The organism is Streptomyces sp. NPDC046931 (assembly GCF_040644655.1).
GTDB lineage: Bacteria > Actinomycetota > Actinomycetes > Streptomycetales > Streptomycetaceae > Streptomyces.
Genome location: NZ_JBEYWX010000004.1, coordinates 193,568 through 212,134 on the forward strand (window position 1 = coordinate 193,568; position 18,567 = coordinate 212,134).

17 protein-coding genes and 1 tRNA gene are annotated in these 18,567 nt (G+C 71.0%); 9 read left to right on the forward strand and 9 right to left on the reverse strand.

Features of this window, described 5'->3' with window-relative positions:
* Window positions 1-40 precede the first annotated feature (40 nt).
* The 7 genes from ABZ876_RS10610 to galU all read right to left on the reverse strand — a co-directional run bounded on the left by ABZ876_RS10610 (window position 41) and on the right by galU (window position 5,665).
* A tRNA-Ala gene (locus ABZ876_RS10610) sits at window positions 41-114 on the reverse strand.
* A 95-nt stretch (window positions 115-209) separates the two neighbouring features.
* Window positions 210-1,358 carry a gephyrin-like molybdotransferase receptor GlpR gene (gene glpR / locus ABZ876_RS10615; protein ID WP_361777489.1) on the reverse strand — a complete coding sequence of 383 codons (1,149 nt, stop codon included), beginning with the start codon at window positions 1,356-1,358 and terminating at the stop codon, window positions 210-212.
* A 173-nt stretch (window positions 1,359-1,531) separates the two neighbouring features.
* Entirely contained in the window at window positions 1,532-2,164 is a 633-nt protein-coding gene (locus tag ABZ876_RS10620) for a GNAT family protein (protein ID WP_361778118.1), read from the reverse strand.
* On the reverse strand, window positions 2,161-2,772 hold the full coding sequence (locus ABZ876_RS10625; RefSeq protein ID WP_361777492.1) for a MogA/MoaB family molybdenum cofactor biosynthesis protein: 612 nt from the start codon (window positions 2,770-2,772) through the stop codon (window positions 2,161-2,163). Before ABZ876_RS10625 ends, ABZ876_RS10620 begins: the two co-directional genes overlap by 4 nt.
* The gene (gene moaC / locus ABZ876_RS10630) at window positions 2,769-3,248 is read right to left on the reverse strand and encodes a cyclic pyranopterin monophosphate synthase MoaC (RefSeq protein WP_361777495.1); all 480 of its coding nucleotides are present in this window, start codon (window positions 3,246-3,248) and stop codon (window positions 2,769-2,771) included. Before moaC ends, ABZ876_RS10625 begins: the two co-directional genes overlap by 4 nt.
* A 190-nt stretch (window positions 3,249-3,438) precedes the next feature.
* Window positions 3,439-4,758 carry a gephyrin-like molybdotransferase Glp gene (glp, locus tag ABZ876_RS10635; protein WP_361777498.1) on the reverse strand — a complete coding sequence of 440 codons (1,320 nt, stop codon included), beginning with the start codon at window positions 4,756-4,758 and terminating at the stop codon, window positions 3,439-3,441.
* Window positions 4,759-4,762: 4 nt separating this feature from the next.
* Complete coding sequence (gene galU, locus ABZ876_RS10640) at window positions 4,763-5,665, reverse strand: UTP--glucose-1-phosphate uridylyltransferase GalU (protein ID WP_361777501.1); 903 nt, start codon at window positions 5,663-5,665, stop codon at window positions 4,763-4,765.
* Window positions 5,666-5,798: 133 nt separating this feature from the next.
* On the opposite strand from galU, the gene ABZ876_RS10645 reads away from it, so the two are divergent.
* A complete protein-coding gene (locus ABZ876_RS10645; protein WP_361777504.1) occupies window positions 5,799-6,374 on the forward strand; it encodes a 5-formyltetrahydrofolate cyclo-ligase in 576 nt (191 codons plus the stop codon).
* Window positions 6,375-6,439: 65 nt separating this feature from the next.
* On the opposite strand, the gene ABZ876_RS10650 is transcribed toward ABZ876_RS10645, so the two are convergent.
* On the reverse strand, window positions 6,440-9,253 hold the full coding sequence (locus tag ABZ876_RS10650) for a penicillin acylase family protein (protein WP_361777507.1): 2,814 nt from the start codon (window positions 9,251-9,253) through the stop codon (window positions 6,440-6,442).
* A gap of 255 nt (window positions 9,254-9,508) precedes the next feature.
* On the opposite strand from ABZ876_RS10650, the gene ABZ876_RS10655 reads away from it, so the two are divergent.
* From ABZ876_RS10655 to mscL, 6 genes are all read left to right on the forward strand, one after another.
* Complete coding sequence (locus ABZ876_RS10655) at window positions 9,509-11,035, forward strand: potassium/proton antiporter (protein WP_361777510.1); 1,527 nt, start codon at window positions 9,509-9,511, stop codon at window positions 11,033-11,035.
* A 310-nt stretch (window positions 11,036-11,345) separates the two neighbouring features.
* Window positions 11,346-12,614, forward strand: coding sequence for an MFS transporter (locus ABZ876_RS10660; protein ID WP_361777513.1), 1,269 nt, complete (start codon window positions 11,346-11,348; stop codon window positions 12,612-12,614).
* A 68-nt stretch (window positions 12,615-12,682) separates the two neighbouring features.
* On the forward strand, window positions 12,683-12,973 hold the full coding sequence (locus ABZ876_RS10665) for an FmdB family zinc ribbon protein (protein WP_361777516.1): 291 nt from the start codon (window positions 12,683-12,685) through the stop codon (window positions 12,971-12,973).
* 230 nt (window positions 12,974-13,203) lie between these two features.
* A complete protein-coding gene (locus ABZ876_RS10670) occupies window positions 13,204-14,037 on the forward strand; it encodes an S-methyl-5'-thioadenosine phosphorylase (protein ID WP_361777519.1) in 834 nt (277 codons plus the stop codon).
* A 392-nt stretch (window positions 14,038-14,429) separates the two neighbouring features.
* Entirely contained in the window at window positions 14,430-14,903 is a 474-nt protein-coding gene (locus ABZ876_RS10675; protein WP_361778120.1) for a hypothetical protein, read from the forward strand.
* 134 nt (window positions 14,904-15,037) lie between these two features.
* The gene (gene mscL / locus ABZ876_RS10680) at window positions 15,038-15,508 is read left to right on the forward strand and encodes a large conductance mechanosensitive channel protein MscL (protein ID WP_361777522.1); all 471 of its coding nucleotides are present in this window, start codon (window positions 15,038-15,040) and stop codon (window positions 15,506-15,508) included.
* Window positions 15,509-15,637: 129 nt separating this feature from the next.
* Here the strand turns inward: mscL and ABZ876_RS10685 are convergent, their stop codons facing one another.
* A complete protein-coding gene (locus tag ABZ876_RS10685) occupies window positions 15,638-15,832 on the reverse strand; it encodes a hypothetical protein (protein ID WP_361777525.1) in 195 nt (64 codons plus the stop codon).
* A 189-nt stretch (window positions 15,833-16,021) separates the two neighbouring features.
* Here ABZ876_RS10685 and ABZ876_RS10690 point away from each other — a divergent pair, with 189 nt between their 5' ends.
* Window positions 16,022-17,050: a P1 family peptidase gene (locus ABZ876_RS10690; protein ID WP_361777528.1), complete on the forward strand. Its 1,029-nt coding sequence runs from the start codon at window positions 16,022-16,024 to the stop codon at window positions 17,048-17,050.
* Between the two features lie 157 nt (window positions 17,051-17,207).
* Window positions 17,208-18,425, forward strand: a complete 1,218-nt coding sequence (locus ABZ876_RS10695; protein ID WP_361777531.1) for an Ig-like domain-containing protein — start codon at window positions 17,208-17,210, stop codon at window positions 18,423-18,425.
* Window positions 18,426-18,567: the final 142 nt, after the last annotated feature.

The following is an 18,567-nucleotide window of genomic DNA, read 5'->3' on the forward strand; positions in this document are numbered from 1 at the left end:
GATCTTCTCAACTGCCCTGAGCTTCAGGGAGTTGTTGCGGTGGACCTGAGGGGATTTGAACCCCTGGCCCCCTCGATGCGAACGAGGTGCGCTACCGGACTGCGCCACAGGCCCTTGCAACGAGTGAAACTCTAGCATCCCCATCGGCCGGTCTGGAAATCCGTTCCGCGCAGGTCAGCCGCGGGGGTGCGACCGGGCCCCACCGGTCCCTACTCGTTGGCGGCCCGGGGACGTTCTCCGTCCTCGTACTGATCGAACAGCGGAGTGCGTCCGCGCTCCCGGGACCGTCTCGCCGAGGCCGCCCTGCGGGCGTCGCTCCGGCCGCCGTCACCGGCTCCCGGTCGCTCCTGGGCCCCGGCGGGTTCCTCCGGGTCCGGTTCGTCGCGATCGGCCGCGGAGACCCCGGGCACGGGCGCCGCCGCCTCCGCCGCGCTCGACCGGGCGGAGCTCCAGGCGTCCGGCTTCCCGAGGTCCACGCTCGGCGTCGCCCGCGGCGCGACCGGCGCGGTCACATACGTCGGCAGCGGCACCGGCACGGGATCCCAGCTGTCCCCGTGCCCGGGCCTGCGCTGCCGCTCGCGCTGCTGGTCCACCCACTCGGCGTGATCGGTCTGCTCGACCAGGGCCCGCCGGTCCGCGGCGAGCGCTGACATCCCGGGGTCGCTCTCGGGCTCGGATCCGTCCTCCGGCTGCTCGTCCGCGTCGGACGGGGCCGGGGGCCGCCGCCGGGGCTGCCGTTCCCGCAGCCGCTGTGCGGCCGCCTCGGCCCGGCGGCGGTCCATCGTGTAGATGAACCGCTTGCGCTCCTGCGACCGCAGATAGGCGATGTACGCGCTCAGCAGCACGGCGGGCACGCCCGGTGCCCACAGGAACGCCAGCCCCCCGACCGCGGCGACGATCGCGCCGAGCGTGAAGGCGAGGAAGAGCACCACGGTGGTGCGCCGGCGCCGCGCGAGCACCTTCGAGCGCCGGGCGCGGGCCCTCGCCTCCGCCGAGGGCGCCTTCCGGGCCCCGGGCGCGCCCCGGCCGGCCGGCTCCCGGCGGGCCGGGGCCTCCGGCTCGGCCCGCGTACGCTCCCGCCGACCTTTCGGAGGCATGGCGAAGGCCCGGACGTCCACCGAGCCGGTGACGCCGTCCGGGTGATCACTGGGCTCCCCCTCCTCGGTGGAGCGCGCCCGCAGGTCCTTGGCGTATCGACGCTCCATGCCCGCCCGTCCGGACAGCAGCCGGATGGCGGTGCTGAAGCGTTCCGTCGGACGAGACTCGTTGAGCTCGTCCTGCCTACGGAGCCACATCGGCACCAAGTAGGCGGCCCAGGCCCCGACAATGACTGCGTAGATGAGGCCGCTGCTGCTCACGCCTCACACGGTAGAGGGGTTTGCATGAGGCCATCTGCCAATTGGGCCGGTGTGTCGCACGATCTGGCTGATATTTCGAACTTTTTTTGGGATCGATGCGATCAACAGGCCGACGGGACCGCTAATGCATTGGCCCAAGGCGATCGTCACCCGATCAATTTCGAACACATTTTTTATTTTCCGGGGTGGGCCTGCCGGGAACGCGCCTGACGCCAGCGCGCGAGAAGTCCCTCGGGCACCTCTTCGGCGGTGAGCGCGAAGACGAGGTGGTCCCGCCAGGCCCCGTCGATGTGCAGATAACGCGGCCGGAGCCCCTCCTCGCGGAATCCGAGTTTCTCCACCACCCGGCGGCTCGGCCCGTTCTCGGGGCGAATGCAGACTTCGATGCGATGCAGCCCGACGGTCCGGAAGCAGTGGTCGACGACGAGCGCCACGGCCGTCGGCATCACCCCGCGGCCCGCGACCGCCTCGTCCACCCAGTAGCCGACGTGCCCCGAGCACATCGAGCCCCAGGTGATCCCGGCCACCGTCAACTGACCCACGAGACGCCCCTGGTACTCGATGACGAAGGGCAGCATCCGGCCCGCGGTCGCCTCCCTGCGCAGATGCCGGACCATCTGGCGGTAGGTCGGCCGGTGCGCGATCGGGCCGCTCGGCGTGGGCGGCGGAATGGTCGCCTCCCACGGCCGCAGCCACTCCCGGTTGCGGCGGTTGACCTCGCGCCAGACCCGCTGGTCGCGCAGCCGTATCGGCCGGAGGACGACATCGCCGTCCGCCAGCTCAACGGGCCAGGATGGGCTGTTCAGCTCGCACCCCCACTCGGTCTGGGGCGGTTTTCGCCGGCCGTCGCTCCGCCCGCGCCGGCCCCCGGGGCCGCCGGTCCGCCCGCGTCGGCTCTCGGGTGGTCGCCGCCGCGGATCTGGTCGACTGCGTGCACCAACAGTGGTTCCAGGACGGTCAGACCGTCCCTGACCCCGCCGGTGGACCCCGGCAGGTTGACGATCAGCGTTCCCTCGGCGACCCCGGCGGTTCCCCGGGAGAGGGCCGCAGTCGGCACCTTCTCCCTTCCGAACGCCCTGATGGCCTCGGGAATGCCCGGAATCTCGTAGTCGATCACCGCACGGGTCGCCTCGGGGGTGCGGTCCGTGGGCGAGATCCCGGTGCCGCCGGTCGTCACGATCACGTCGTAGCCCGCCCGGACGCCGGTCCGCAGCGCCTGCTTCACCGGGTGGCCGTCCGGGACGACCCACGGTCCGTCGGCGGCGAAACCGCACCGGGTGAGCGCCTCCACGATCAGGGGGCCGCCCTTGTCCTCGTACACGCCCGCGGCCGCGCGGTTGGACGCGGTCACCACCAGGGCCGCGTACGGCGCGGTCAGGGCGCCGCCGGCCGGCCGACCGGCCGGCGCCGTCATGCCCGGCTCCAGTCGCCCGACTTCCCGCCGGTCTTCTCCTCCACGCGCACGTCCGTGATCACGGCTCCCTTGTCGACCGCCTTGACCATGTCGATCACGGTGAGCGCCGCGACGCTGACCGCGGTGAGCGCCTCCATCTCGACGCCCGTGCGGTCGGTGGTCTTCACGGTCGCCGTGATCTCGACGGCGTCGTCCGTGACGGACAGATCCAGCTTCACACCCGACACCGACAACGGGTGGCACAGCGGGATGAGGTCCGGGGTGCGCTTGGCGCCCATGATGCCCGCGATACGCGCGGTGGCGAGCGCGTCACCCTTGGGGACACCCTCTCCGCGCAGCAGCTCCACCACGCGCGCGGAGACCAGCACGCGTCCACTGGCGCGGGCGGTGCGCTCGGTGACGTCCTTCCCGGAGACGTCGACCATGCGGGCCGCCCCGGCGTCGTCGATGTGGGTCAGTCGGTCCTGCGTACTCATCTGCTGCGGTGCTCCCCATCCGGGCCCTGCGGTGCAGCGCACGGGCCTGTTGTGCGCGACACGGTACCGCCAAGTCGGCGGGCCCGGCCGGTCAAGGTCCACGGTCCGGACGCACCGGCGGACATCCCCCTCCCGGCGCCCGGACGAAGCCCCCCAACCCGGGCACCGCCCGGGGCCTCGGGTCGCGGGATCACCCGAGGAGGACCACCTCGACCTCGGTGCCCGGCTCGACGGACGTGTCGTCCTCGGGAACGACGATCAGCGCGTCGGCCTGCGCGAGGGCCGCGATCAGGTGGGAGCCCGCGCCGCCGACCGGTGTCACCGTGCCGTCGGCGTACCTGCCGCGCAGGAACTGCCGCCGGCCCGCGGGAGAGGTCAGTGCCTTGTCCGCCTCCAGGACGGCCCTGGTCCTGGGGCGGTGCACGTCCTTCAGGCCCATCAGGGTGCGGATCACGGGACGGACGAACAGTTCGAAGGAGACGTACGACGACACCGGGTTGCCGGGCAGCGCGAGCAGCGGTGTGTGGTCGGGGCCGATGGAGCCGAAGCCCTGTGGCTTGCCGGGCTGCATGGCGAGCTTGCGGAACTCGACGCCGCCGCCCTCCTCCGTGTCGCCGACGGCGGAGAGTGCCTCCTTGACGACGTCGTACGCCCCCACGCTCACCCCTCCGGTGGTGACCATGAGGTCGGCGCGGACGAGCTGGTCCTCGATGGTGGCGCGGAGCGTGTCCGCGTCGTCGGCGACCGCGCCCACCCGGTAGCCGATCGCCCCGGCGTCCCGGGCGGCGGCGGTGAGGGCGAAGCTGTTGGAGTCGTAGATCTGGCCGTCCGCCAGTTCCTCGTCGGGCTGGACGAGTTCGCTGCCGGTGGACAGGACGACCACGCGCGGGCGCGGACGCACCCGGGCCGTGCCGCGGCCGATCGCGGCGAGCAGCGCGATCTGCGGCGGCCCGATGACCGTACCCGCCGTGAGGGCGAGATCGCCGGCCTGCACATCGCTGCCCTTCGCGCGTACGTGCGCGCGTGCCTCGGCCGGGCGGTGCACCCGCACCTGCCCGGAGGCACCCTCGGGCGAGAGGCTGCGGGCGCGCATCCCGGTGACGGGGCCGCCGCCCAGTCCGCCATCGGTCCACTCCACGGGCACCACGGCCTCGGCGCCGGGCGGCAGGGGAGCGCCGGTCATGATGCGCGCGGCCTGGCCGGGACCCACCCGGAGCAGGTCGGCCGCCCCGGCCGCGACGTCCCCGATGACCGTGAGGGCGGCCGGGAACTCCTCGCTCGCGCCCGCGACGTCCGCGACCCGCACCGCATAGCCGTCCATGGAGCTGTTGTCGAACGGCGGCAGGGAGACAGGCACCGTGACGTCGTCGACCAGCACACAGCCCAGGGCGTCGAGCAGTTGCAGCTCGATGGGTTCCAGCGGGCGGACGGTGGCGAGGATGTCCTCCAGGTGCTCGTCCACCGACCAGAGGCGGTCCTGGCCGGTGGCGGGGGTCGCGGCGGCGCTCAAATCGCTACATCTCCTCGGATACGTAACTGCGAAGCCAGGCCCGGAAGTCCGGCCCCAGGTCCTCACGTTCGCACGCGAGTCTGACAATGGCACGCAGATAGTCGCCGCGGTCGCCGGTGTCGTAACGGCGGCCCTTGAAGACGACGCCGTGCACGGGGCCACCGATCTTCTCGTCCTCGGCGAGCTGCTGGAGGGCGTCGGTCAGCTGGATCTCGCCGCCGCGGCCCGGCTCCGTCTTGCGCAGTATGTCGAAGATGTGCGGGTCGAGGACATAGCGGCCGATGACCGCGAAGTTCGACGGGGCGTCCGCCGGGTCCGGCTTCTCGATCAGCCCGGTCACCTTGACCACGTCGCCGTCCTCGGTGGTCTCGACGGCCGCGCACCCGTAGAGGTGGATCTGCTCCGGCGCGACCTCCATGAGTGCGATGACGCTTCCGCCGCGCTGCTCCTGGACCTCGACCATGCGGGCCAGCAGGGGGTCGCGCGGGTCGATGAGGTCGTCGCCGAGGAGGACGGCGAAGGGCTCGTGGCCGACGTGCGGGGCGGCGCACAGCACGGCGTGGCCGAGGCCCCTGGGGTCGCCCTGGCGGACGTAGTGCATGGTGGCGAGGTCGCTGGACTCCTGGACCTTCGAAAGCCGCTCGGCGTCGCCCTTATTCTCCAGGGCCGATTCGAGCTCGTAGTTGCGGTCGAAGTGGTCCTCGAGGGGGCGCTTGTTGCGGCCGGTGACCATGAGGACATCGTCGAGCCCCGCGGAGACGGCCTCCTCGACCACGTACTGGATCGCGGGCTTGTCCACGACCGGCAGCATTTCCTTGGGAGTGGCCTTGGTGGCCGGCAGGAACCGGGTGCCGAGACCTGCCGCGGGGATGACAGCCTTGGTGATCCGGGGGTTCGACTCAGTCATGCCCGCCACCTTATCGGGTGGCTTTGTGAGGTATCTGTGGCCCCGGTTAATTCGCTCTCATATGAGCAGATTAAGGAAGGCAGGACGGCGACCAGTGGTTCCCAGGGAACACGAGGCAGAGCCTGACAAGCGAATGTTGCGGCGAGGACTCCTCTCGGTGAGAAGCAGGTTGACGGCGGATGACGTCGACGAGGCGGCGGCCGCGCTGGCCGAGCGGGCCCTGGAGCTGCCCGAACTGGCGAACGCGCGCACGGTCGCGGCATACGTCTCCGTGGGAGCGGAACCCGGCACGCTCGCGCTCCTGGACGCGCTGCGCGCGCGGGGCGTGCGCGTTCTGCTGCCGGTGCTGCTGCCGGACAACGACCTGGACTGGGGCGCGTACACCGGGCCGGACCGCCTGGTCCGCGTGCGGCACGGCTCCAGGATGGCCCTCTTGGAGCCCGCGGGCGAACGCCTGGGCCCGGAAGCCGTCCAGCAGGCCGACGCGGTACTGCTGCCCGGCCTGGCCGTGGACGCGCGCGGCATGCGCCTCGGCCGCGGCGGAGGCTCGTACGACCGCGTGCTGGCCCGCCTGGAGCGCTCGGGAGCCGACCCGGCGCTGGTGGTGCTCCTGTACGAGGCGGAGGTCGTCGAACGCGTCCCAGAAGAGGCGCATGACCGTCCGGTGCACGCGGTGGTGACGCCGTCCGGCGTGCGCCGCTTCCACTAGCCCCTGGAGTGCGGGAACGGCCCTCCACGCACGCGTGGAGGGCCGTTCTCAGCCGGCGCCGGAGGTCAGGGCTTGAGCTCCAGCGTGTCGGACGTGCCCTTGTCGACCGCGCCCTTCGAGAAGTTCCACGGCAGCAGTTCGCCCTCGGCCCACTTCTCCGTCTGGTCGGTGTAGTGGGCGCTGTAGGCGTGCCCCGAGGCGCCGGACAGGTTGATCCACTTGGACTTGTCGAGGTCGTCCAGGTTGACCACCATGCGCATCGACGGCACCCAGACGACGCTGTAGCCGCCCGCCGCGTTCCAGCCCGTGGCGTTCACGGTCGCCTCGCCGCCGTCGAGCTTCCAGGGCCCGCGGTTGAGCATGTACTGGAGTATGCCGGGACCGTCGGCACCGAGGGTCTGGTTCTTCAGGAACAGACGGTGCAGCCGGCCCCAGCTCCAGGTGTCCAGGTCCTTGCCGAGCTTGGCGGTCAGCTCCCAGCGAGCGTCCTTCATGGCCCGCGCGAACAGCTCGTCACGCGTCGTGCCGGCCTTGTCGGTGCGCGTCTTGGGCATGTGCCACCAGTCGTTCTTCTCGTCGTCGACGAGGGTGCGCACCACCTCGAACCAGCGGTCGCCGCCGTCGGGCTGCGCCTGGTCGGCGTCGCGCTGGCCGCACTCGCGCACCTTCCGGTCCGCGTCCGCGGGGCCGGTGACGTCGGCCGGCTCGACCCACAGGCACTGGCCCTTGACCCTCAGTTCCCTGGGCAGCTTGTTGCCGAACGCGAGCTTGAGGATGTTGCGCCACACGGCGTTGAAGTACGCGGCCGCCGCCGAGTCGGCGTCCTGGGTGTAGTCCCAGCCCTCCAGCAGCTTCTGCGCCTCACGGACGTGCTTGTCGGAGACGTCGATCTTGAGCAGCTTGGGCACCAGGAGCTTGGCGATCTCGCTGCTGCTGTCGAGCTGCATCTGCCGCATGTCGTCGGTCGAGATCTTGCCGCCGCCCTTGATCTTCGACTCGATCAGGTCGGTGATCCGCTGGCTGCGGGTGCCGTAGCCCCAGTCCGTGGTGAGCGTGTAGGGGTACTCGTTCTTGTCGATCACGGCCTGGTTGGCGGTGACGATGTAGCCGCGGCCGGGGTTGTACTCGTACGGCAGCGCGTTCTTCGGGATGTATCCGGTCCACTGGTACTTGGGGTCCCAGCCGGGCGCCGGGAGCGAGCCGTCGTCACCCGACGCGCGCGCGGGGATCTTGCCCGGCAGCTGGTATCCGATGTTGCCCTTGGTGTCGGCGTAGATCAGGTTCTGCGAGGGCACGTCGAAGCCCTTGGCCCCCACGCGAAACTCGTTCCAGTTCGACGCCTTGTCGATCTGGAAGACGGCGTCCATGGAGGTGCCCGGGTCCAGGGCGGTCCAGCGCAGCGCGATGGCGTAGCCGTCGCCACGGTCGGGGGCCGCGGTGTCGACGACGGCCTTCCTGCCGACCTTGACGAGCTCGTCGTCGCGGTCGGAGAGCAGCGGGCCGTTGTTCGTCTCCCGGACCACGATCTCCTTGGAGTCCCCTCCGGCGACCTTGATCGTCTCGGTACGGGTGGTGAACGGCTTCACCTTGCCGTCGTAGAGGTATCCGGCTCCGGACAGCTTCTCCAGGTAGAGATCGGTGACGTCGACGCCGGAGTTGGTCATGCCCCAGGCGATGTTCCCGTTGTGGCCGATGACCACCCCGGGCATGCCGGCGAAGGTGTACCCGGTCACGTCGTACTGGCAGGAGCGGGACAGGGTCGTGCAGTGCAGGCCCATCTGGTACCAGACCGACGGCAGCGAGGCCGACAGGTGCGGGTCGTTGGCCAGCAGCGGCTTTCCGGTGATGGTGTGGCTGCCGGCGACGACCCAGGAGTTCGAGCCGATGCCGTTGCCGTTGACACCCACGGCGGTGGGAACGCCGTCCAGGGCCTTGGACAGACGCGCCAGCTGGCCCTGCAGACCCGAGGTGCCGGACGTGCCGGTCGCGCCCGTCGTGCCACCGGCGCCCGTGCCCGTGCCCGTCGTGCCCCTCGTGCCGGTGGTCGAGGAGCGGGAGGTGCCGGTCGCCGACCCGGAGCCCGTCGCGCCGCCCGGCTCGAACGCCTTGGTGAGGGCGTTGTACTGGCCCCCCTGGACGATCGGCTTGTTACGGCCGTACGGGTACTGCGGGTACAGGTCCGCGACCTGCTTCGGACCGAGCCGGCTGGCCATCAGCGAGCGGTCGATCTCCTCCTGCATGTTGCCGCGCAGGTCCCAGGCCATGGCCTTGAGCCAGGAGACCGAGTCCACCGGCGTCCACGCCGCGGGCCTGTAGTCGTTGCTGAGGGCCAGCGCCGCGTACTCCAGGGAGATGTCCTTGCCGTCCTTGCCCTGAAGATAGGCGTTGACTCCCTTGGCGTACGCCTGGAGGTACTTCTTGGTGGCGGCCGACAGCTTGGTGTCGTATTCCTCGCGCGCCACCCGGTCCCAGCCGAGGGTGCGCAGGAACTCGTCGTTCTTGACCTGGCTCTTGCCGAACATCTCGGACAGGCGCCCGGAGGTCATGTGGCGGCGCACGTCCATCTCGTAGAACCGGTCCTGCGCCTGGACGTATCCCTGCGCCATGAACAGGTCCTCGTCGGAGGAGGCGTAGATCTGCGGGATCCCGTAACCGTCACGCTTGACCTGGACGGGACCCGACAGGCCGTCGAGCGTGATCGAACCCTTGGTCTGCGGCAAAGAGGCGCGGACGGTGCTGACGGACCAATACCCGCCATAGCCGAAACCTCCCACAAGGGCCACAACCAGGACGATCACGAGCAGACGGGCTCTGCGCCCCTTCTTCCTGCCGGACTTGCCGGGCTTCTGGCCGGAAGAGGCGGTGGTGTTGGGGGGCATCGCTGTCCTTGCTGTCCTAACACGAGCGGCAGGGCGGGCTGTGCTTTCTACTGAGCGCTGGAGCAACCATAGGCGCAGGGCCCCCGCGGCCTTGACGCGGAGTCGGGAACGCGCCCGGACGGGAGTTCGATCGTGCGGCCTGGAGCGTCAAGAAAGCGTCAAGAGTTAGGTAAGGTAACGAAGTAACTGTCCTGAAGATCCCGGCAGGACCGCATTCACTGCCGGGCCCAGGGCGTCCGCACCGCGGCGCCCGGATTGGCGAGAAGGGAACGGCCGCTGACTGTCCACCACCTCAACCAGCTCCTGCTCGTCTGTTCGCTCGTCCTGCTAGTCGCGGTGGCAGCGGTACGCGTCTCCTCACGCAGCGGGCTCCCCAGCCTGCTCGTATACCTGGGCATCGGTATCGCCATGGGGCAGGACGGGGTCGGCGGCGTCCACTTCAACAACGCCGTGCTGACCCAGGTGATCGGCTACGCGGCTCTGGTGGTGATCCTGGCCGAGGGCGGTCTCGGCACCAAGTGGAAGGAGATCAAACCCGCGCTCCCAGCGGCCTCCTCCATGGCACTCTTCGGCGTCGCGGTGAGCGTGGGGGTCACGGCCGCCGGCGCGCACTACCTGATCGGCCTGCCCTGGCGGCAGTCGCTCATCATCGGAGCGGTGGTGTCGTCGACCGACGCGGCGGCCGTCTTCTCGGTGCTGCGGAAAATCCCGCTCCCCACGCGTGTGACGGCCGTTCTGGAGGCCGAGTCCGGCTTCAACGACGCCCCCGTGGTCATCCTCGTCGTGGCCTTCTCGGCCGCCGGCCCGGTGGAGCACTGGTACACGCTGCTGCTGGAGATATTCGCGGAGCTGGCCGTCGGCGCCGCCATCGGCCTCGCGGTGGGCTGGCTCGGCTCCTGGGGCCTGCGGCATGTCGCGCTGCCCGCCTCCGGCCTCTACCCGATCGCCGTCATGGCCATCGCGGTCATGGCGTACGCGGGCGGCGCGCTCGCGCACGGCAGCGGCTTCCTCGCCGTGTACCTCGCCTCGATGATGCTCGGCAACGCCAAGCTGCCGCACTGGCCCGCGACACGCGGTTTCGCCGAGGGGCTCGGCTGGATCGCCCAGATCGGCATGTTCGTCCTGCTCGGTCTTCTGGTCACCCCGCACGAACTGGGCGACGACGTGCTGCCCGCGCTGGTCATCGGCCTGGTGCTGACCATGGTGGCGCGCCCCCTGAGCGTGGTGCTGAGCCTGGCGCCGTTCCGGATGCCCTGGCAGGAGCAGACGCTGATGTCGTGGGCCGGGCTGCGCGGTGCGGTGCCCATCATCCTGGCGACGATCCCCATGGTGAACGGAGTCGAGAGCAGCCGCCGCATCTTCAACATGGTCTTCGTGCTCGTCGTCGTCTACACCCTGATCCAGGGCCCGACCCTGCCGTGGCTGGCTCGCACCCTGCGCCTGGGCCAGGGCCCCGAGGCCGCCGACCTCGGCATCGAGTCGGCACCCCTGGAGCGGCTGCGCGGGCATCTGCTGTCCGTCGCGATCCCCGAAGGCTCCCGGATGCACGGCGTGGAGGTCAGCGAGCTGCGGCTGCCGCCCGGGGCGGCGGTCACCCTCGTGGTCCGGGACGGCAGCTCGTTCGTGCCGCTGCCCACGACGGTGCTGCGGCGCCGGGACGAGCTCCTCGTCGTCGCCACGGACGAGGTCCGCGACGCGGCGGAGAAGCGGCTCAGAGCCGTCGGCCAGGGCGGCAAGCTGGCCGGATGGCTGGGGCTGGGGAACGGGCGCCCGGGAGCCTGACCTGCGAAAGCAGGTGTTACGGCAGCATTTCGAGCGGTTCACACCTCTGGCAATCACAGGCGAACGATCCAGTGGTGCCCTTTTTCACAGGCATGCCCGCCTGCCACCTCGGTACAATCAAGGCGACCTTGATCGAACCAACTCTGCCTGACGCAGAGCTGGCGCGACCGTATGGCGGCCGGGCACCCCGAGAGGTGGCACCGGTATCTACCGCAGTCCGCGCAAGAGGACAGCTCTCGGCGCGCCCTCGCACGGCGAGCCGGCCCATGGAAGGGGCCGCGCGCTACCAGGCGGCAGAAAGGCACGGGCCGTGGTGTCCACGGTCACCTCGAAGTCGTCCCGTCCGGGCTACGGACAGCTGCTGCGCACCCGCGGCGCCTGGACGTTCCTGCTCCCCGGCTTCGCCGCTCGCCAGCCGTTCGCGATGCTCACCCTGTCCATCGTGCTGCTGGTCCAGCACACGGCCGGCTCCTACGGGACCGCGGGCGCCGTCGCGGCGGCCACCGGCGTCTCCATGGCGCTGTTCGCGCCCTACAGCGGGCGTCTCGCCGACCGTCACGGCCAGCGGGCCGTGCTGCTCCCCGGCGTCCTGGCGCACACCGTCGCGGCCTCCTCCCTCACCGCGCTCGCCCTGGCCCACGCGCCCCTGTGGGCCCTGTTCGCGGCGGCCGTCCCGACCGGCGCCTCGGTGCCCCAGATCGGCCCCATGGTCCGTGCCCGCTGGGGCGTGAAGCTCAAGGACTCGCCCCTGATGCCGACGGCGGCGGCCTTCGAGTCGGTCACCGACGAGCTGACCTTCGTGCTCGGACCACTGCTGGCGACGGCCCTGTGCACCGCCGTGGCCCCGGCCGCGGGCCTGGTGGCCGAGGCGGCACTGACCCTGGTCGGCGGTGTGCTGTTCGCCGCCCAGAGGGGCACACAGCCGCCCGCCGCCGAGCTTCACGCGCGCGTGAAGCAGGCCTCAGCGCTGAGTGTCCCCGGAGTGCGGGTGCTGGTCGTGACCTTCCTGGGCATCGGTTCCGTCTTCGGCGGCATGCAGGTCTCTCTCGCCGCGTTCAGCGAATCGATCGGCTCCCCCGGCCTGAACGGCGTCCTGTACGGCGTCTTCGCCGCCGGCAACATGCTCTCGGGCATCGTCTGCGGAGCCGTCGCCTGGAAGGCCGCCCCGCAGCGCCGTCTCGTCCTCGGCTACGCGGCCCTTGCGCTGGCCGCCTCCGCCCTGTGGACCGCGCACTCCGTGGCCGTCCTGGGCGGCCTCGGCCTCCTGGTGGGCATGTGCATCGCGCCCGCCCTGATCACCGGCTACACGCTCGTGGAGGGCCTGGTCCCGGCGAGCGCCCGCACCGAGGCCTTCACCTGGCTGACCGGCGCGGTCGCGTTCGGCCAGGCGGCCGCGGTCACCGTCGCCGGGCAGCTGGAGGACCGCCTGTGGAACGGCGCCGGCTTCCTCGTCCCGATGGGTGGCACGGTGCTGGCCCTGGTGACCCTGGTGGCACTGCGGTCACGGCTGGCGGCACGGCCTCGCGGGCGCACCGTGGCACGTGGTGTCGGTCACCGCTCCCCGGTCACGGTGGACTGATCCCGAGGAATACGTCACTATGGATCGTCGTTAGCACTCATCGAGTCAGAGTGCCAGGAGGAAGACAAGTGCCGACCTACCAGTACCAGTGCACCGAGTGCGGCGAGGGCCTCGAGGCGGTGCAGAAGTTCACCGACGACGCCCTGACCGAGTGCCCCAACTGCGGTGGCCGCCTGAAGAAGGTGTTCTCCGCGGTCGGCATCGTCTTCAAGGGCTCCGGCTTCTACCGCAACGACAGCCGCGGCTCGTCGTCGAGCAGCAGCCCGGCGTCCACGAAGTCGTCGAGCTCCTCGACGTCCTCGTCCTCGTCCGACTCCGGGTCGTCGTCGACGAGCTCCGCGTCCAGCTCAGCAGCGTAGGGCTCCGCCCCGGCGCGAGGCTCCGCCCCCGGCGCGAGGCACTGCCTCGGACCCTGCCGTCGCACCGACGGCGGGGTCCTCAGGTTTCCCGCCCGCCCCTGGACGGCACTGCGGGGGCGGGCGGTCTCCCACTCGCCTGTGTTCCCCCGCGTTCCTCTGCGTTCCCCTGCTTTCCGGTCCGGACGGAGGCAGGGGATTCATGCCGCCCGGGGCCCGCTACTGTGCTGGCCATGGCGAACGCAGAGATCGGTGTCATCGGCGGCTCGGGCTTCTACTCGTTCCTCGACGATGTGACCGAGATACAGGTCGACACCCCGTACGGGGCACCCAGCGACTCCCTCTTCCTCGGCGAGATCGCCGGGCGGAAGGTCGCTTTCCTCCCCCGCCACGGCCGCGGCCACCATCTCCCGCCGCACCGGATCAACTACCGCGCCAATCTCTGGGCGCTGCGCTCCGTCGGCGTACGGCAGGTGCTCGGGCCGTGCGCCGTGGGCGGGCTGCGCCCCGAGTACGGCCCCGGGACACTGCTCGTCCCAGACCAGCTGGTGGACCGTACGAAGGCCCGGACGCAGACGTACTTCGACGGCCTTCCGCTGCCCGACGGCACCGTGCCGAACGTGGTGCACGTCTCGCTCGCCGACCCGTACTGCCCCGTCGGCCGCAAGGCCGCGCTGACAGCGGCGTACGGGCGGGACTGGGAGCCGGTGGACGGCGGCACGCTGGTCGTGGTCGAGGGTCCGCGGTTCTCCACCCGTGCCGAATCGTTGTGGCACCAGGCGCAGGGCTGGTCCGTGGTCGGCATGACCGGCCACCCCGAGGCCGCGCTCGCCCGTGAGCTGGAGCTGTGCTACACGTCGTTGACCCTCGTGACGGATCTGGACGCGGGGGCCGAGACCGGTGAGGGCGTCTCGCACGACGAGGTGCTGAAGGTTTTCGCGGCCAACGTGGACCGGCTGCGGGGCGTGCTGTTCGACGCGGTCGCGGGGCTGCCGGCGAACGAGGCGCGGGACTGCCTGTGCACGAGCGCGCTGGGCGGGATGGACCCGGGTTTCGAGCTGCCGTGACGTCGCGGGGGCGGCGCGGCCGGAACGTCCCGTTCGGGTGACCAGGTTGTCCACAACCGGCCGGTAGTCCACGGGCGTCGGCGGAGTACGCCGCGAAGCCTCATCGTGGAGGGCGTCTCGCTCCCACGACGCAGGTGGTGATCACCATGGCTCGGCTCTCTCCGTCTCACCTCGGCCCGTCCGCGCATCCGGCACACGTCCACACCTCCCCGCAGGTCCACACCGCCGCACCTCCGCCGTACCTCGGCGTTTCCCCCCACCCTCCGTACCTCGACGCGTCCGTGCATCCGCCGGACAGGGGCGCCTCCCCTCCCCCGCCGGACGGTGACCCCTTTACGCACCCGCCGGACCTCGGGGCCGGCGACCGCTCGGACGCGCCCCCGACATGCCCGGTGCCGCACTTCGCGCCTGTGCGCGTGCGCGGCGGGCGGCATCGGCTGCACCGTCTGCTGCGGCATCGGAGGCGGGCCGTGGCCACGGGGCTGGCGGTCACCGCCGCCGCGCTGGTCGCGGCGGGCCCGCACGGCTCCGCAGGGGCGCGGGGGCATCCGGGAGCCGGCAGACCGCCCACGACGACGGCGGGGCCCGCAGGACCCCCGCGCCCGGCCGAGATGGTCACGGCCCCGGTGCGGATCGCGGACGGAGCGGCCGCGCGGCTGTTACGCCCGGGCGACCGGGTCGATGTGATCGCGGCCGACGGCGGCGGCAGCGCCAGGGTGGTCGCGTCTGGGGTGCGGGTGATCCGGGTGCCGGACGTCGAGCCCACCGACAGCGGCGCGCTGGTCGTGCTCTCCGTTCCGCGCGCCACGGCCACGCGCCTGGCCGGTGCCGGCGCGACCTCACGTCTGGCGGTGACGCTGTGCTGAGCACGCCGGGGACGCTCGTCGACCGGGCCCCGAGCCGCGGCTGTCCGTCCCTGGGGTGGACAGCCGCCGGAGGCCGTGACGTAGGTTGCGGAGCTGTTCGTTCCGGAGCTTGTGCAGTCGAGGAGGGGTCACCGGTGAGCGAGAAGAAGGCGCCGAGCGCCATGCAGGGGTTCAAGGCGTTCCTGATGCGGGGGAACGTCGTCGATCTGGCGGTCGCGGTGGTCATCGGCGCCGCCTTCACCGGCATCGTGAACTCCGTGGTGAAAGGAGTCATCAACCCGGTCGTGGGTGCGCTCGGCACCCAGAGCCTGGAAGGCTACAGCTCCTGCATCAAGGGGCCCTGCACGGGCACGGGGGCGAGCGCGACGGGGGTCCGGATCCTGTGGGGTTCGGTCCTCGGCGCCACGCTCAACTTCTTGATCACCGCAGCGGTCGTCTACTTCCTGATGGTTCTGCCCATGGCCAGGTTCCTGGCCCGGCAGGAGGCGCGCCGCAAGGCGAAGGAGGGAACGCACGAGGTGATCGAGGTGACCGAGCTGGAGGTGCTCAAGGAGATCCGCGACGCCCTCGTCACCCAGCGCAGCTCGGGGCGAACCGGGTCATAACGGCACGGTTCCTGGGGGAACGGATCCTCGCGAACCCGATCCTCGGGGAACAGGCCCGTGCGGAACTGGCCCGTGCGGATCGAGAGCTGACAGGCACTGGCAGGCAGACCGCCCCCTACCCCCACGCGCTCACAGGTGGTGGGGCGGCTTCTCGTCGAGGAACCGCGCAAGATCGGCCGCGCCGTCGCCGGTCGCGCCGGACCCTTCGCCCCACCCCCGGTCCGTGTCGTCCGAGGACGGCCGGCTCAGCGGGTCGTCGAACACAAGGGCGTCCTTCGGGTCGGGCTTGGCATCGCGCGGCGCACTGCCGGGGGTGGTGCTCATACCTCCAGCGTACGTCCGCGGCACCCGGGGGCCGTGGCCGGTCCTTTCCGCCGGGCGGCAAGGACCGGGGCGGCCGAATACCGGTGCGGGTGGCCGTGTGCCGGTACGCGTGACCGCCGGAGTGGCCCGGCGGTGCCGTGGCAACCCCGAGGGGTACGGCAGCGCGGTGCGGCGACGGATCATGGGGGAATGACAGTTGACGCTCTGACAGATGTCGTGGGCTTGCGGGTGGGCCATGCCACCCGGACCGGGGACGGCTGGCTGACCGGCACCACGGTCGTCCTGGCCCCCGAGGGCGGGGCCGTGGCGGCCGTGGACGTGCGCGGTGGCGGGCCCGGCACCAAGGAGACCGACGCACTGGACCCGCGCAATCTGGTGCAGAAGGTCGAGGCGGTCGTCCTCACGGGAGGCAGCGCGTACGGACTGGACGCGGCGTCGGGGGTGATGGCCTGGCTGGAGGAGCGCGGGCGCGGGGTGCGCGTCGGTGCCGATCCGGCGCACGTGGTGCCCGTCGTGCCCGCCGCCTGCGTGTTCGACCTGGGACGCGGCGGCGACTTCAAGGCCCGTCCGGACGCGGCGGTCGGCCGGGCCGCGGTCGAGGCGGCCGCGGCGAGCGAGCCGGGCGCGCCGGTGGCGGAGGGCTGTGTCGGTGCGGGCACGGGGGCGACGGCCGGCCCGGTCAAGGGCGGGATCGGCACGGCGAGCACCGTGCTCGGCTCGGGAATCACGGTGGGTGCCCTGGTCGTGTGCAACGCGGTCGGCTCGGTGGTGGAACCGACGACGGGCGCGCTGTACGGGGAGTTGGCCCAGGGCCGGGTCGACCTACCGGCGCGGGAGGTGCACGAGGCCGCGCAGCGGCGGCTCACCGAAAAGGCGGCGAAGTCCGGGCCCCCTCCGCTGAACACGACCCTCGCGGTCGTGGCGACCGACGCCGACCTCACCAAGGCGCAGGCGCAGAAGCTCGCGGGCACGGCGCACGACGGCATCGCACGCGCCGTACGGCCCGTACATCTGCTCAACGACGGGGACACGGTGTTCGCGCTGGCGACCGGCGCGCGCCCGCTCGCCTCCACGGGCCCCCTCGCGCTGAACGAGGTGCTCGCGGCGAGCGCGGACCTCGTGACGCGCGCGATCGTGCGGGCCGTGCGCGCCGCCGGATCGGTCGACGGGCCGGGCGGATCGTGGCCGTCGTACGGGGAGTTGTACGGGCGGCTGTAAGGGGGGTGGGGGCGAAAGGGGCCGGGACGGGAGATTGTCCCGGTTCTGTCACATGGTGGTGTTCGTCGGGGAGGCACGGGAACCCATTGCCGGGACGTGCGCTCTTTCTCCACGTACTCGAGCGGATCACGCACATCACAAAGACCTGGAGAAGCCCGTGACAACGCCGGACATACGAGCGCGGCGCGTACTGGGGGCCTGTGCCGCCCTGATGGTCGGCAGCCTGACCCTCACCGCCTGCGGCGGCAGCGCCAACGCCGACAACAAGAGCGCAAAGGACTCGAAGGACTCCAAGACCTCCGCCGCGACGATCGCCATCTCCGCCAAGGATGGCGCCACCGACGCGTCGATCAACGCGACCGGGGTGAAGGTCAGCGGCGGGAAGCTCACCGAGGTGAAGATGACGGTGTCGGGGACGAGCGCCGTCGTCCCGGGGGAGATCTCCGCGGACGGGACGTCCTGGAAACCGAAGGAGCAGCTGGAGCGCGGGACGAAGTACGCGATCTCGGCGACCGCCAAGGACGCGAACAACCGGGTCGCGGCCGCCAACTCCATCTTCACGACGGTCTCTTCGGCGAACAGCTTCATCGGTACCTACACACCCGACAACGGCACGACGGTCGGTGTCGGTATGCCGGTGTCCTTCACCTTCAACAAGGCGATCACCGACAAGAAGGCCGTGCAGTCGCACATCACGGTGAGCTCCAGCAGCGGGCAGCAGGTCGTGGGGCACTGGTTCGGCACGCAGCGGCTGGACTTCCGGCCCGAGGAGTACTGGAAGGCCGGCTCCAAGGTCACGATGAAGATCGACCTGGACGGGGTCGAGGGGGCGCACGGTACATACGGCGTCCAGAAGAAGACCGTGACCTTCACCATCGGCCGTTCCCAGGTCGCCACGGTGGACGCCCGGACGCAGACCATGACGGTGGTGCGCGACGGACAGACCGTCAAGACGGTCCCGGTCTCGACCGGAAGCCCGCAGCACACCACGTACAACGGGCAGATGGTGATCTCCGAGAAGTTCACGCAGACCCGTATGAACAGCCAGACGGTCGGACTGGGCGGCGAGTACGACATCCCGGATGTGCCGCACGCGATGCGGCTGACCACCTCCGGAACGTTCATCCACGGCAACTACTGGTACAGCAAGGGCAACCCGCCCTTCGGCCGCGAGGGCACCAGCCACGGCTGCGTCGGACTCGCGGACGTGCAGGGCGCACAGGGGAGCACAAGCGCGAAGTGGTTCTACGACAACTCGCTGATCGGGGACGTCGTGATCGTCAAGAACTCCCCGGACACGACGGTCGCTCCGGACAACGGCCTCAACGGCTGGAACATGCCGTGGAGCGCATGGACCGCAGGAAGTGCCGTCTGACCAGCAAGTTCTGACGAGATCTCGGGCCGCGCGGGAACCAGCCGCGCGGCCCGCGCGTTTTCCCACCGTACGTTTTCTCGGTTCCCGGACATGATGTCCGACCAAGGGGCTACGGTATGCACCCACTAGGTGACATGCAGCA

What these genes read in the sequence shown, in the direction of transcription:
- ABZ876_RS10625 (WP_361777492.1), bottom strand. Translation starts at nt 2,772, where the DNA reads ATGACGGCGCCGGCCGGTCGGCCGGCCGGCGGCGCCCTGACCGCGCCG.
- moaC (WP_361777495.1), bottom strand. Translation starts at nt 3,248, where the DNA reads ATGAGTACGCAGGACCGACTGACCCACATCGACGACGCCGGGGCGGCC.
- galU (WP_361777501.1), bottom strand. Translation starts at nt 5,665, where the DNA reads ATGACTGAGTCGAACCCCCGGATCACCAAGGCTGTCATCCCCGCGGCA.
- ABZ876_RS10645 (WP_361777504.1), top strand. Translation starts at nt 5,799, where the DNA reads ATGTTGCGGCGAGGACTCCTCTCGGTGAGAAGCAGGTTGACGGCGGAT.
- ABZ876_RS10650 (WP_361777507.1), bottom strand. Translation starts at nt 9,253, where the DNA reads ATGCCCCCCAACACCACCGCCTCTTCCGGCCAGAAGCCCGGCAAGTCC.
- ABZ876_RS10670 (WP_361777519.1), top strand. Translation starts at nt 13,204, where the DNA reads ATGGCGAACGCAGAGATCGGTGTCATCGGCGGCTCGGGCTTCTACTCG.
- ABZ876_RS10685 (WP_361777525.1), bottom strand. Translation starts at nt 15,832, where the DNA reads ATGAGCACCACCCCCGGCAGTGCGCCGCGCGATGCCAAGCCCGACCCG.
- ABZ876_RS10690 (WP_361777528.1), top strand. Translation starts at nt 16,022, where the DNA reads ATGACAGTTGACGCTCTGACAGATGTCGTGGGCTTGCGGGTGGGCCAT.